Origin of the sequence: Streptomyces sp. WELS2 (assembly GCF_013870595.1) — a bacterium.
Lineage (GTDB): Bacteria > Actinomycetota > Actinomycetes > Streptomycetales > Streptomycetaceae > Streptomyces.
In genome coordinates, this window is sequence record NZ_JACBWZ010000009.1 from 1 (window position 1) to 13,345 (window position 13,345).

Sequence of the window (13,345 nt, forward strand, 5' to 3'; positions counted from 1 at the left end):
CAGCCGGGCCGCGCGACCTCGTGCCGCCGACCGGCCGCGCGCTCGCGTCCGCGTTCCGGAAGCCATCACTGCATCCCCCCGATTTGCTCACAACTCGCTGGAACCAGGCCACTGAACAAGGCCCTTGAGGGCCCAGGTACCCTACCCGCTCCACGAGACCCGCTCCGTACCAGGCATAGTAGGGGCCGGGTCCGACAACGGAGGGCGGGGGAGCGTGGTCCCCGGGCGCGCTCCGCGTGAGTCACGGGGAGAAACAGGCACAGATGGCATCTCGGCGGGACCAACTCAACGCCTACACCTTCGCGAAGCGCCGCATGCTCGCGTCGTTCGTGCAGTCGTCACCGGATGCCTCCGACGAGGGAGCCCCCCGGCCGCTGCGCGCCATCCTGCCCGGCGCCATCGTCGGCGTGGTCGTGCTCGCCGCCTTCGGCGCCTGGGGAATGTTCAAACCGACGGCCCCGCAGGGCTGGGACGCCCCCGGACAGAAGGTGATCATCGCCAGCAAGTCCACCACCCGGTACGTCGTCCTGAAGACCAAGGACAAGGTCCAGCTCCACCCCGTCCTCAACATGGCGTCGGCCAAGCTCGTCCTCGACACCCAGAGCGACGTCGACGTGGTCACCGTCGACGAGTCGGTCCTCGACAACGGCAAGATCCCGCACGGCGTCACCATCGGCATCCCCTACGCCCCCGACCGGCTGCCCTCCGGCAAGGAGGCCGGCGCGGCCAAGGAATGGGCCGTGTGCGAGCGCCCGAGCGGCAGCGGCGGCTCCGTCCAGAAAGCCGCGTTCGTCCTGGCCGAACGGGACCAGGACAAGCTGAGGGGCGGCCGGCAGAAGCTGCGCGGCGGCGAACTCCTCTACGTCGCCACGCCCGACGGGAAGCAGTACGTGATCGACGCGCACGGCCGGGCCTACCCCGTGGACGCCGACGACCGCCTGCTCGTCCAGACCATCGTGGGCGCCGACCGCACCCCGCAGCGGGTGACCAAGGAGTGGATCGACACCCTGCACCCGGGCGACCCGATCAGCTTCCCGTCGGTCACCGGGGTGCCCGGCGCCGCCGCGAACGCCCCCGGCCAGCTGGACGCCCGGGCCAACCGCGTCGGCATGGTGCTGCGGGCCCCGGTCAACGGCCAGGAGCAGTACTTCGTCGTCCTGCCCGGCCGGGTCGCGCCCGTCTCCGACTTCGTCGCCCAGCTCCTGCTGGCCAGCACGGACCTGGTGAAGCTCGGCCAGGCCGGGCACCCCCTGGAGGTCAGCGCGGGCGCCATCACCCGGGGCGAGCCGTTCGCCGCCGAGCACACCTGGCCCACCGAGAAGCCCAGCGCCGTCAACAACCCGGCCACGGCCGACGGCAGCCGCAACACCGTCTGCACCATCCTCAACCACGTCGACCCCGACAACGGCGACACCACCCTGAGCACCTGGGCCGGCACCGACTTCCCCGCGGTGCTGCCCACCGGCTCCTCCAGCGCCTACGTCACCGCCGGCTCCGGCCAGCTCTACCGCCAGTTCCAGGGCCGGGAGACCAAGGCCGGCCCGGTCTTCCTGGTCACCGACACCGGCCTGCGCTACGCGCTCCAGTCCAACGACGACAGCGCCGGCGTGGACAAGGGCATCGGCGTCACCGACCAGCAGCGCAAGCAGCTCCAGCAGGAGGCCAAGCTCGCGCAGACCCGCCTCGGCTACGCCGACGTGAACCCCGCGCCCATCCCCGCGCCCTGGTCGAAGTTCCTGCCGACCGGCCCCCGCCTGTCCACCGCGGCCGCCCGCCAGCCGCAGGGCTCCTGAGGGGCGGGCCGATGACGTCCACGTTCCGCACCCGCGCGACCCCGGCCCGTACGACCCTCGTGGTGGCGGCCGCGGCGATGACCGCCACCCTCCTGACGGCACCCGCGGCCACGGCGGACTCCGCCTCCGACCAGTGCACGTTCGACAAGACCAACCACAAGTACGCCGGCACGCCCTGGGCCCTGCAACGCGTCAACCTGGACGAGCTGTGGACCCAGTCCAAGGGGAAGAACGTCAGGGTCGCCGTCATCGACACCGGCGTGGACACGGCCAACCCCCAGCTCGCACACGCCGTCGACGCGTCGCTGGGCGCCAACTTCCTGCCCACCAAGGACAAGAAGGGCCAGCCCCTCGACCGCGGCAACAGCAAGGGCACGACCGACACCGTCGGGCACGGCACCCGGGTGGCGGGCATCATCGCGGCCCGCCCCATGAAGGGCACGGGTTTCGTCGGCCTCGCCCCCGAGGCCACCATCATCCCGATCAAGCAGAACGACGCGGACGGCAACGGCACGGCCGACAAGCTCGCCCAGGCGATCCGGCACGCGATCCGGGTCAAGGCCGACGTCATCAACATCTCCCAGGACACCGCCAACGCCGCCTCCCCGGACCCCGACCTCCAGCGCTCGGTGAACGAGGCCCTGGCGGCCGGCATCGTCGTGGTCGCCTCGGCGGGCAACGACGGCCTGGGCGGCAACCGGAAGAAGACGTACCCGGCGTCGTACCCGGGAGTCCTCGCGGTGGCCGCGTCGGACCGCAACAACGAACGCGCGGCCTTCTCCCAGTCCGGTGACTTCGTCGGCGTGGCCGCCCCGGGCGTCGACATGATCTCCACCGTCCCGAAGGGCGGCCACTGCCCGGACAACGGCACGAGTTTCTCCGCGCCCTACGTGGCCGGCGTGGCCGCGCTGATCAAGGCCAAGCACCGCGACTGGACGCCCCGGCAGATCGTCGCCCAGATCGAGCAGACCGCCGAACGCTCCATCGCCGGCCACGACCCCCTGGTCGGCTGGGGCGTGGTGGACCCGGTCCGCGCCCTCACCGAGGACGACCACCCGATAGAGACCCCGCACCCCGACGCGGGCCTGACCCACGCGGAGGCACCCACCCCCGCCAAGCTCACCCTCGGCGAGACCCCACGCGAACGCACGGCCCGCATCGCGACCTACGTCGCCGTGGCCGTGGCGGTCCTGGTGGCGGGCCTGAGCGGCACGGCGGTGGCGGTACGCGACGCCCGCCGCAGGCGCCGCGGCCTCCGGGAAGGCACCTCATGGACGCGCTGAGCGAACTGAACGTACTGAGCCTCGTCCTGTCCGCCGTGCTGGTGGCCATGGCCTGCGTGAAGTCGGATTGGGTGCGCTCCTGGCGCGAGAGCATCAACCCCTCGGCACCCGACCTGCCCGACTCCGCCTTCGTCGCCGCCCGGGTCCTCTTCCTGAGCATGGCGGGCGTCGGCGTCTACCTGGCCGTTCAGGGCTTCGGCGTCTCCGACGACGGCTCCTGGAGCGACGGCGAACTGACCAGCGCGGTCCGGCAGACAACCGACGACCTCAACGGCTACACCTTCCAGGCCGACGACGCGGGCACCCCGCTCGCCTTTCCCGACTACGCCTCCCTGATCGAGGACAAGGTGCTCGAACACGGCGGCGGCGACGCCCCCGGCTACGGGGTCACGGTGGACCCGGCCGACACCAACACGCCCGCGAAGGCGTCCTTCACCATCACCGCCGACGGCACGGACACCGCCTTCTGCACCCACCTCACCCGCCACCGCTCCAAGAAGGACGACTACACCCCACCGGGCATCACAGGCGGCGAGGGAACCCTGACGTACCAGGGCTACCGGCTCACCGCGTCCCTGGAAGAGGGAGCGTGCTGACGCGGACCGCTCCCACACTCCACCCGAAAGAGCGAACGGGTAACGGCGCGGGGGCGGGTCGCCGGTAAGGGCCGGTGAAGTCGGGCCGGTCTCCCTGGGGATGTCCATGACGGCAAGGCCCTGGCATGCGGATGTCACTGCCTTCCCCCGTCCGCAAGCGGGCTCCCGCTTCCGCACCTGCTCAACAGCGCAAGAACAGCCCGCGACCGGCACGGCCGGACAGGAACACCTTCACCCCGCCACCTTCGTCGGCGCATCACACTTCGCCTGCCCGTGCGCGAACACCGCGGCGCTGCGCGCGAGCGAGATCAGCCCCTCACGCGTCTCGGCATCCCCGGCACCGCCGCGCTGCCTGAGCTCTACGACGACGCTCAGATGCTCACGGGGGCCTTTGTCCCGGCACGGGACGTAAACGGCGGCGATCTTCTCCGAAGCGATCGCCTTGTCGCCGGCCTGGAACGACGTCACGTCAGAGGGCGACGAGGCGTTCGCGACCACGTCCTTCACCCACGCATCGGCCTTGTCATAGCCGACCATCTCGGCCGTGGCCGCGAGCAGCATCCTCCCGCCACTGTTGACGAAGCAAGACGTCTCGTACGTGCGGTCGGCGTCATCGACGCGGCGATGCATGACCTGGTCGTCGAAGGAGTACGCGGACTCGCCGGGCAGGATCTTCCGCGACACATCAGCCGAATCCGACGGGGATCCCAAGGTCAGACAGCCGAGTCCTTGATCTCGCCATGCTCGTCAGCGAACGGGGGAGCGTCGCATGCGTAGGTCAGCCCGAGGACAAGTACCACCACACCTACGACGCCACCGGCGAGCGAAAGTAGCGGTCGATTACGCGTTGCCATGGGTGAGCAGGGCTCGGCACGCGTCACCTCTGCCCACGGCAGTTGCGTACTCCTTGATGAAGTCGTGCATCGATGACGCCTTCACGTTGTGCGTGATTCGTACAGTGGCCCAGACAGTGCTGTTCGCCGAGGCGCTGCCGGGACATTCGACGAGACTGACGGCTCCGGTCTTCGAGTAGATGGTGTGGTCCCCGTCTGCCCGGGTGTCGGTGGGTTCCACCCCGTAGGCGGACGAAGCGACATCACCGACGCTGGTGTTCGCGTCGCGCTTCTCGATGCTGCTGGAAAAGGCAACTTTCCCGTCCACCAGAATCCGGCAGCGTTTGACGTTCACCGACGATGTCGGCTGGGCGCCGACCTTCTCTCCGGGGGGCAGCAGTGGCTCCAGCAAAGAAGGGGCCATGCGGGTGCCGCAGACATTGCTCGGCACGGCGTACTCACGCGTGGGCGACGAGGACGAGCATGAGGTCGTCAACGCGAACAGCAGCCCTGCCCCCAGAAGAGCGACCACGGAGCGGACTCCGCGCCCGGAGATGTTGTGCATATCGCCTTCCAACGCAGTGAGTGGGAGAACCTTTACCCGGCCTCGGGTCAGTCCGGGATCTCGGTGTCCATGTCCTTGGCCATCGCGTGAATGTCGGTGCTGGCGTCGTTGAAGCCGGTGGCTGTACCTTCGCTGACCCAAGTGTCGATCTGGTCGGTGTAGTCGGCGTGGTGAGCCTTGGCCGCTTCGTGAGCCGCTTTGTAATTGATGTTGGTGGTCGAGTCCTTGATGGTTTCCCACCGAGTGGCGATGTCCTCGCCGGCCTCGGCACGGTACTGGCCGGAGTCGTCCTTGTAGAAGGCCTCCAGGACCATGGACGTCACGGTACCTGCCGCGCCGCCCACGCCCGCGCCGACCGCGGGGCTGGCGATGAAGCTCGTTCCCACGCCGACCCCCGTCCCGACGAACCCCGAGATGAAATTCTTCTTCTGGCTGACGGCGTAGTCGTAGTCGCTGTCTTTCTCGCCGTCGGGACCGAGAACGGCCTCCTGCCGCCCTTGGGCGAGCAGACCGCTGAACTCACCCGCCTTGCGCGAAATACTCGTGATGGTGTCGTGCGCATCGTGGGGATAGCGCTGGTCGGCGGGCAGGTCCGGGTTCAGGTGGTAATCCATCAGGCTCGCGGTGTACGCCTTCTCGCCGACGCTGAGCGCGGCGTAGCCCTCGGGATTCTGGCTGACCGTGACCAGGAACCGGGTCACGGCGCTGTGGTCGAGCTTGGCGTCCGTGCCGGCCAGCGGATACAGCAGGTCCCAACCGGACTTGCCGTCCTTGACGGTAGGACCGTCGGCCATGGCGCGGTGGATATCGGGCAGGTACTCGGAACCGATCTGGCCGAGACTGTCCGACATGTACGGGTGATCCTTCACGCGACTGGGGTCGTCCGAGACGGAATTGACGATCGCCCGCATCAGTTTCGCCTGATCGGCGGAGTGAGGAGGCGTGTCGTCGGTGGGAATCTCGCCCGCCGGATGCCCCGTAGTGGCCGCTTCCAGGGCCAGGGCGAGGTTGTTCTGGCCGGTGAAGAGGTCGTCCCCGTGGGAGTCCGACTCCGGGGGCCAGTCGCGCTCCTCGAACAGGTACTGGAAGTTGGACAAGGACACCTTGCCCTTCTTGCCGTTGCCGTCTGTGTCCCGTTCGAAGGGGTTGTCCGGGTCGTCCTTGGAGATGTACTGCTGGTTGAAGAAGTCGGTCGCTGCGTCAGGGCTGTTGGACAGGCCCTTGAGGTAGCCGGTGAGCGGGTCGTTGCCGCTGTCGTCGCCGATCCGGTTGAGCCACGAACTCGCACCCGACAGACGCCACATCAGGTTCTCGTGGTCGCCGTTGCCGGTGAGCTTCCGCTCCGTGGCCATCAGCTTGGTGCCGTAGTCCTTCAGGAACTGGTCGTCGTAGTCACCTGTTCGCATGAGGTTGCTCATGACCTGGAAGCCCATGGGGCCGCCGCCGCGCTCGCCGTGCAGCGGCTTGTCGCCGATGTCTATCATCTGGCGCTTCCACTCGGCCATGGCGGCGGAGTCGCTCTGCGTCGCGTGGGCCAGGGTCAGGCCCAGGTTCCGCTGAAGGTCGTCGAACTGGTCGAGGCGCTTTTGTCCCAGCTGGTAGTTGCCGCTGTGCGGATCGCTGATCCCGGTCCAGAATTCCAGGGTCTTCTGCGGTCCGAGATCGGTGGCGAAGCGCTCGGCGAACAGCGGATCGTTCGCGTACTTCTTCAAACCGTTGTTGATCTTGTCGAAGTCCTCGACCGACAGCTTGGACGGGTCCTTCTTCGCGAGCTTCGCCAGCTCGTCGGCCTCCTTGATGGCCTGCGCCGCCGTGTCCCGGTCCTTGTAGCTGACATCGGAGAAGCCCATCGTGCTCTGGTCGGCGATGGCCATCAGCACCGTCTTCGCCGAGTTGTCGCTCTCCGTGGCCTTGCTGAGGATGCCCTGGATCTCGTCGCGGAGGTCGTCGACGTCCTTCTGGTTGGTCGCGCTCTTGTTGCCGCTCGGGTCCGAGCCCCAGTCGGGCCGCGTGTTGCCCATGACGGTGAACTTGCCGCCGCCCGCGTCGACGACGGTCAGATTTTTCTTCTGGCCGCGCGAGACGGCGTCCGTCAGCTGCTGGTGGAACGTCTTCAGCTCGTCCCGGGTGTCCAGCAGGATCTTGTAGATGGTGGTGGCCTGCGTGTGGGCGTCGCCGAACTCGCCGGCCGTCTTCCCGATGAACTGCTTCGATACCTGGGCATTCACACCGGCCCAGTCGGCCGCGTTGGCGGCCTTGTGCAGACCGTCCTCGGCGTCCTTCTTCAGGTCGGCGAGGTGCTTCACCAGTGTCGACCAGTCGCTGACGGCGTCGTCGAGGAGCTTGAAGTTGGCGTGGTAGAGAGCGTTGAAGTCCATTGGTGCTCGTCCCAGGGATAGCGTGTCGTCGGTGTGATCGTCTGCGTCGTCAACAACCCGACGCCGCTACTCCTTCTTCTTGCCCTTGTCCTTGCCGTCGTCCCCGTAGTCGTTCTTCTTGCCCGGCGCCCCCACCCGCTCGTCGAACCCGTCGTCCAGGGCGTCGATGCTGCTCATCTGGCGCTGGATGTAGTGCTCGTCGTTCGCGTGTACGGCCTTGGTGGTCTGCATGTGGTTGGAGATCTGGGCACAGGCGTCCATCAGGGACTTCAGCTGCTCTTCCCAGCGGTTCGACACATGCTGGAGGCCGGCGCCGAGGGCGAAGCCCTGCTTGGTGAGGTCGCCGGCCGCGGAGTCGCTGCTCGGGGTCGCCACACGGGCCTTGTCCCACAGCTGGTCGTACAGGTGGTGAGCGGCGCTGCCGATCTTCTCCAGGTCCTTGTGACCGACCTTGAGGTCGCCGGTCTTGCTGGGGATGACGTAGGGGCCGTACGTGCCGCCGCCCCCGTCGACATGGTTGAGCTGCATGTGTGCCGACTGCCCCTGGGCAGCCTGTGCTTTGAGCTGCTCCCATTCGTCCCATGCCATGGAAGGCCCCTTCCCCCGTGGTTAGTCCGGTGCCGGCACAACCTAGCAACCAACGCCAGGGAAAATTTGCGCCATATCCGCCATGTGCGACCTGTCGGGCGTGAAAATTCGGCGGAGGGTGCTGCTCAGGAGTGTGGTTCGGGGATTGCGATGCCCGGAACCGGGTCACCCGGACGGCTTCGACCTCCGTGCGCATGTGAAGCTTCTGCGTAGAAAACGAAACCCTTCTGTCGTTATTGACCGTCTTGTCGGTATCCGGCGGCTCGTTAGTCGGTCACTTCGGGGCAGCTTCGCAACTGAACCGTCGCTTAGTTCAGTTGGCCGCCATTTCCGCAATGACTACAGTGGTCCCGCGACGGACCGGTGGTGCGGCCGGGTGCCGGCCCGGTCCGTCCAGCTCTGCCAACGGGGAAACGGGGAAGGGGTCGCGGTGGGCGACGGTGGCGGCTCGGGCATGAGGCGTGGTATCGATGCGCTTCAGGAGTTCAAGAACAAGCTCGACGGCGCGCTGAAGGACTTCGAGGGCGGGCAAGGAAGTCCGTCCCAGATCGCGCAGCAGAGGCTCAGCCGGTCATCGTTCGGCGGCACGAACGCCCGGTTCGACGAGGCGACCGACCTGCACACGGCCTACGAGACCGTGCACTCACGCCTCACCCACCTTTCGAAGACTCTGGGAATGCACATCGAGGCCCTGAAGCTCGCCTCGCACGCCGCGGATGCCACCTATGACGGGACCGAGGACGACGTCCACCGTCGGTTCTGGCAGATCCGTACGGAACTCGCCGCGCAGTACCAGGACGAGGTGGAGAAGAGCGCCGCCGGCAAGCAGGGGGCGGAAGGCAAGTCGACGGGGAAGACGGACCTCAAGTGAGCGACGACTGGAAGAAGCAACCGGAGTACAAGTCCGCTGCGCAGCAGGTCAACAAGGAGGTCGGCCAGCAGGTCAGCCCCATCACGACCGCGCAGGACATCCTGGCGAACATGCCGCTCTTCGGCGGTGTCCGGGTCAACCTCATCGGTTCCACGAACTTCGAGGACCACAAGCTCAACGACATGATCGACCTGGTCGAGCATGCCAATCCGGAGCACCTCGAAATGACCAGCAAGTCCCTGTTCGACGCCGGCAAGGACATCCGCAAGGCCGCGTCCGACCTGGAGCAGCACCTCAAGGTGGACTGGGAGGGCGAGGGTGCCGAGGCCTTCCACAAGTACACGCAGAAGCTCATCCACTACACCAACAGCCTTGCGGGATACGCCGACGCGGCCGGCACTCACCTCTCCGTAGCGGCCACAGGGCTCGCCTCCGCCCGCAGCTCCATGCCGCCCAGGGACACCCGTCCGGCGTCCGAGCAGAAGCTGCCCAGCGAGCTGCCCAAGGACAAGCAGGTCGACAGCAACCCGGACTACGTGACCGCGCTGAAGGTCGAGAAGAACCGGCAAGAGGCCATCAACCAGATGAACCGGCTGGCCTCGTACTACAAGGTCGCGGCGACAGACCTCAGCAAGGCGAAGGAACCGGAGCCGATCGAGCCCATTCCGAACGTAGGCGTGCCTACACGTTGGCGTGATGGGCAGAAGCGACGCTACGGTTCGGGGCCCGAAGGGTCGTCGGTATCGACGCCTACAGGTGCGGCCCGGGGCGATACTGGTCAGGGCTACGCCGGTCCGTCCACGTCGAACGGGACAACGGCCCACGGGCACGTGAACGTTCCCCCGGTCAAGGAAGTCCACGAGCCCGGTGCAACCTCCGGCCACGACGTCGGTACGGAGATCAACACCACGACCACCCTGCCCCCGCAGGTCCCCACCACTCCGTCGCCCAGCACTCCGACGCCCACTCTGCCGACGACCAGTGGTGGCGGACCGTTGCCGCCGCTGCCCACCGGGCCGATGGCGCCTCCCGTCGTGCCGACCGGTCGTACCCCCGGCTACGGGCCGGGTGGCCGGCCCCCGGTGACCGCGCAGGGACGGACCGGCCCCGCGGGTACCGGAACCGGCCGAGTGCCGCAGGGCCCGGCGGGCCAGTCGGGGCGTACCGTCTCCACCGGCCGTGTCCCGCAGGGACCAGCGGGTCAGGCGGGGCGTTCCGTACCGGGTAGCCGGGTGCCGCAGGGCCCGACGGGCCAGGCCGCTCGTGCGATGGGACGCGCCACGCCGGCGGGTCAGCCGGGTGCAAGGGGGCCCGTTCAGTCCGGACGCGCCCCGGTAGGCCGCCCTGTCACCGGCGGCACGCCGAGGACGACCGCCACCCCTGGGGGACGTCCGGGTGCAACCGGTCCCACCACCCCGGCGCGCAACGGCGTCGTGGGCGGCAAGCCCGTCACGGGCCGTACGTCCGGATCCACGGCCAATCCCCGTGTCCCGCGCGGCACGGTTGTCGGCGCCGAGGAACGGGCCTCCGCTACGCCGCGGAAGGAAGCCATCGGTCAGCGAGGGGTCGTCGGCGCCCCCAAGACGAAGCCGGAAACCGGCGTGAGTCAGGGGACACTCCGTTCGGCCGGCAACCTTGAGGGTGCCATCGGAGCGCCCCGCAGTTCGGCGAAGGGCTCGGAGTCCAGTGGCTCTGGGCTCGGGCGCGGTGCCGTGGGCAGCCGCCAGGGCTCGGGCGGCGAGGCCGGCCGCACCGGCGGGGCTGTCGAAAAGGAACGGCGCCGCCCGTCGCAGCAGGGGCACGATGTGCCGAAGACGAGCGACTGAACACGAGCGAGGACATACAACAGGCATGAAGCCAGGGACCGGCCGACGCGGCCTGAGCACGGCGCTCCTGACGAGGAGCAACGTACGGCGTCTGTCCGCCGTGTGTTCGGCACTCGGCGTGCTCGTCGTCACGTCGGCAACGCTTGCTCCAGAAGCTGCCGCCGTCGATATCCAGTCCAAGCAGTGGTACCTGGACTTCATGGGCGCTGACGACATCTGGAAGATCAGCACGGGCAAGGCGGTGAAGGTCGCCGTGATCGACAGTGGGGTCAATCCGGCGACTCCCTCCCTCAAGGGCCAGGTGCTGGTGGACGAGGTGCCCAAGTCCGTGTCCTACCACGTCACCCACGACAAGGCAGGGCACGGCACCTCCATGGCCGAGATCATCGCGGGCACAGGAGCCGGCGGCGGTATCAAGGGCCTTGCTCCAGACGCCAAAATCATTCCCTTCCGTGTTGATGGTGGGGAACTGGTGGGCGATGAAATCGGCAGGACACCCAGCGTGCGCGACGCGATCCGGGCAGCCGCCGACAGTGACGCAAAAATCATCAACATGTCCTTCGGTGCCGGAGACACCGCCGACGGCACGGATGCCGCCGTGAAATACGCGGTTTCCAAGGGAAAGTTGCTTTTCGCATCTGTCGGTAATGACGGCGATCAGGGGAACATGCCCTCCTATCCCGCCAAGTACCCAGGCGTCATCGGAGTATCCGCCCTTGACAAAACTGGAACCGTAGCCAAGTTCTCCACGTTCGGGAACTACGTGGACCTCTCGGCTCCGGGCCTGCATGTCCCTTCCTGGTGTGACGGTACGTTCACCGAGTACTGCGACACCGATGGCACCAGCCCCGCCTCCGCCATCGCCTCCGCGTCCGCCGCGCTGATCTGGTCCGCTCACCCGGAATGGACGGCCAATCAGGTCCTGCGGTCTCTCGTCGACACGGCCGCCCGTTCCTGGCCGAAGGACACGCCCAGCAGGTATCTCGGCTACGGCGGTGTCCGCCCTCGCCGGGTGCTCATCAACAAGAACATCGACCCCGGCCCGCCGGACGTCGATCCACTTGCCGCTCAGAACGGCACGTTGTCGGCGTCCCCGAGTCCCTCGGCCAAGGCCCCGTCCGGAAAGGCGACGGACAAGACCGACCCGGCCGGCGGCCCCACCTCAGCTGCCGCCGCGAAGGACACCGGTTCCGGCAGTGGCACCCGGACCTGGGTGATCGTCGGTGCCGTAGCCGCCGTACTGGTCATCGGAGGCGCCGGTTTCGCCGTGCTGCGCGCACGCCGTAACGCCTGAGCGGTCTCCCGTATACCTGCTCATTCGCCGAGTGAGCAGAGACCCGCTTGCCATCAGTGCTGACGCCCGTCATATGACGCAGCGCCCGGCAAGGTAGTTCACAGAGAAAGGCATGGAAATGGCGACGCAGCGCCAGAAGGTAAGTGACAAGGACATCATCGTCCTCGAAAAGGAGCTTCTGCACCGTTTCGAGGGCATCAAGGGTCAGCTGAAGGAACTGCAGGCCCTGATCGACAGCCTGGAAGGCAACTGGAAGGGCATCGGCGCCGGCGCGTTCAACGCCAAGCAGACCGAGATCAACGAGCGCATGGTGCGTATCGGCAACATCCTCGCCAAGTTCATCGAGGCGATGAGCACCACTCGGAAGATCAAGGACGGTACGGAGGACGAGGTCCGCTCGCAGGTCCAGAGCATCGACGTCAGCCTCGGTGGCTCGACTTCGGCCCTGTCCAGCTACTGATTCCCGCCAGGTCACCACTTCTCAGCAACGGAGCAATCATGGGCGTCAACAACAGCGGCGAGCTCGAGGTTTCCTACGGCAGTCTCGACGAGACCGCCACCCAGCTGGCCAACCACGCGCGGCGGCTCGAAGAGGGCCTCGAGGCCATCAAGCAGAAGGTCGCCGGCGTCGCCAGCATGTGGGAGGGCGAGGCCCACAACGCGTACACCGAGCAGCAGGCCGCCTGGGACCGCGAGGCCCAGGGCATCCACGAGGCCCTGGTCCAGATCGGCAAGGTCGTGCACGCGGCCGGCGGCGACTACCAGGGCGGCGACCGCAAGGCCGCCAGCTACTTCATGTAGGCCATACCGGCACAGTACGGACTGCCGCGGCAGGGCAAAGGGGTGGGCACGCACGGGAGGTGCCCACCCTCTGTCGTGCCGGCTGGACGAGCGCGATGAGCGAGGGTGAGTTCACGCAGCTCGGCGTCGGGTTGGCTTCTACGTCCTTGATCGCCATCCTCGACGCCCCTCGCCCGCCAGCCCTCGCGTCGGCCGCCCGTCGCGGCTGCGGCGCGACGCCCCCCAAACGAGCGACCGAACACGAGATCGCGCGTTGGATCCGACGCCTGCGTACGCTCCACGCGTCACATGGGCCCGAGCGGACGAGCCTCTGGCCGCCCTGCGTACCGGCATCGGCCGCCGCCAGGCCGGGATCCGAATCGCCTCGGAGCCGTTCCACCTCCGTTGAGTTCACCCGGGGCGGGCTGCCCACAACCAGCCGAGAGACTCGTCGTACCGCGGTACTGCCAGACCTTCGGCGTGGCTTGACGAGGGCCCCGTTGATCCCGGAATCCCTCCCCACAGCCCAGCGGGCCCG

General features: G+C 67.8%; 12 protein-coding genes. 8 read left to right on the forward strand and 4 right to left on the reverse strand.

Annotated elements, in window-relative coordinates; translation table 11 throughout:
• The first annotated feature begins 263 nt into the window (after positions 1–263).
• Genes eccB through H5J33_RS01315 form a run of 3 tightly spaced genes read left to right on the forward strand, consistent with a single transcriptional unit; the run spans position 264 to position 3,672 of the window.
• Positions 264–1,793: a type VII secretion protein EccB gene (eccB, locus tag H5J33_RS01305; RefSeq protein ID WP_181792877.1), complete on the forward strand. Its 1,530-nt coding sequence runs from the start codon at positions 264–266 to the stop codon at positions 1,791–1,793.
• A gap of 11 nt (positions 1,794–1,804) precedes the next feature.
• Complete coding sequence (mycP, locus tag H5J33_RS01310) at positions 1,805–3,076, forward strand: type VII secretion-associated serine protease mycosin (RefSeq protein ID WP_181792879.1); 1,272 nt, start codon at positions 1,805–1,807, stop codon at positions 3,074–3,076.
• Positions 3,064–3,672 (forward strand): hypothetical protein, encoded by a 609-nt coding sequence (locus H5J33_RS01315; RefSeq protein ID WP_181792881.1) that lies wholly within the window; start codon positions 3,064–3,066, stop codon positions 3,670–3,672. Before mycP ends, H5J33_RS01315 begins: the two co-directional genes overlap by 13 nt.
• 231 nt (positions 3,673–3,903) lie before the next feature.
• Here H5J33_RS01315 and H5J33_RS01320 read toward each other — a convergent pair whose 3' ends face one another.
• The 4 genes from H5J33_RS01320 to H5J33_RS01335 form a co-directional block, all read right to left on the reverse strand.
• Positions 3,904–4,356 carry a hypothetical protein gene (locus H5J33_RS01320; protein WP_258564803.1) on the reverse strand — a complete coding sequence of 151 codons (453 nt, stop codon included), beginning with the start codon at positions 4,354–4,356 and terminating at the stop codon, positions 3,904–3,906.
• A 156-nt stretch (positions 4,357–4,512) separates the two neighbouring features.
• Positions 4,513–5,070, reverse strand: a complete 558-nt coding sequence (locus tag H5J33_RS01325) for a hypothetical protein (protein WP_181792883.1) — start codon at positions 5,068–5,070, stop codon at positions 4,513–4,515.
• Positions 5,071–5,117: 47 nt separating this feature from the next.
• Entirely contained in the window at positions 5,118–7,448 is a 2,331-nt protein-coding gene (locus H5J33_RS01330; protein WP_258564804.1) for a hypothetical protein, read from the reverse strand.
• A gap of 66 nt (positions 7,449–7,514) precedes the next feature.
• Positions 7,515–8,036: a hypothetical protein gene (locus H5J33_RS01335; RefSeq protein WP_181792885.1), complete on the reverse strand. Its 522-nt coding sequence runs from the start codon at positions 8,034–8,036 to the stop codon at positions 7,515–7,517.
• 454 nt (positions 8,037–8,490) lie between these two features.
• Here H5J33_RS01335 and H5J33_RS01340 point away from each other — a divergent pair, with 454 nt between their 5' ends.
• From H5J33_RS01340 to H5J33_RS01360, 5 genes are all read left to right on the forward strand, one after another.
• Positions 8,491–8,907, forward strand: a complete 417-nt coding sequence (locus H5J33_RS01340) for a hypothetical protein (RefSeq protein WP_181792887.1) — start codon at positions 8,491–8,493, stop codon at positions 8,905–8,907.
• Positions 8,904–10,733, forward strand: coding sequence for a hypothetical protein (locus H5J33_RS01345; protein WP_181792889.1), 1,830 nt, complete (start codon positions 8,904–8,906; stop codon positions 10,731–10,733). The genes H5J33_RS01340 and H5J33_RS01345 overlap by 4 nt, the downstream gene beginning before the upstream one ends.
• A 118-nt stretch (positions 10,734–10,851) precedes the next feature.
• Complete coding sequence (locus tag H5J33_RS01350) at positions 10,852–12,027, forward strand: S8 family serine peptidase (protein WP_399552738.1); 1,176 nt, start codon at positions 10,852–10,854, stop codon at positions 12,025–12,027.
• A 118-nt stretch (positions 12,028–12,145) separates the two neighbouring features.
• Entirely contained in the window at positions 12,146–12,487 is a 342-nt protein-coding gene (locus H5J33_RS01355; RefSeq protein ID WP_181792913.1) for a WXG100 family type VII secretion target, read from the forward strand.
• Positions 12,488–12,525: 38 nt separating this feature from the next.
• On the forward strand, positions 12,526–12,828 hold the full coding sequence (locus H5J33_RS01360; RefSeq protein ID WP_030619120.1) for a WXG100 family type VII secretion target: 303 nt from the start codon (positions 12,526–12,528) through the stop codon (positions 12,826–12,828).
• The last annotated feature ends 517 nt before the right edge of the window (positions 12,829–13,345 follow it).

What these genes read in the sequence shown, in the direction of transcription:
- eccB (WP_181792877.1), top strand. Translation starts at nt 264, where the DNA reads ATGGCATCTCGGCGGGACCAACTCAACGCCTACACCTTCGCGAAGCGC.
- mycP (WP_181792879.1), top strand. Translation starts at nt 1,805, where the DNA reads ATGACGTCCACGTTCCGCACCCGCGCGACCCCGGCCCGTACGACCCTC.
- H5J33_RS01315 (WP_181792881.1), top strand. Translation starts at nt 3,064, where the DNA reads ATGGACGCGCTGAGCGAACTGAACGTACTGAGCCTCGTCCTGTCCGCC.
- H5J33_RS01325 (WP_181792883.1), bottom strand. Translation starts at nt 5,070, where the DNA reads ATGCACAACATCTCCGGGCGCGGAGTCCGCTCCGTGGTCGCTCTTCTG.
- H5J33_RS01330 (WP_258564804.1), bottom strand. Translation starts at nt 7,448, where the DNA reads ATGGACTTCAACGCTCTCTACCACGCCAACTTCAAGCTCCTCGACGAC.
- H5J33_RS01335 (WP_181792885.1), bottom strand. Translation starts at nt 8,036, where the DNA reads ATGGCATGGGACGAATGGGAGCAGCTCAAAGCACAGGCTGCCCAGGGG.
- H5J33_RS01340 (WP_181792887.1), top strand. Translation starts at nt 8,491, where the DNA reads ATGAGGCGTGGTATCGATGCGCTTCAGGAGTTCAAGAACAAGCTCGAC.
- H5J33_RS01355 (WP_181792913.1), top strand. Translation starts at nt 12,146, where the DNA reads ATGGCGACGCAGCGCCAGAAGGTAAGTGACAAGGACATCATCGTCCTC.
- H5J33_RS01360 (WP_030619120.1), top strand. Translation starts at nt 12,526, where the DNA reads ATGGGCGTCAACAACAGCGGCGAGCTCGAGGTTTCCTACGGCAGTCTC.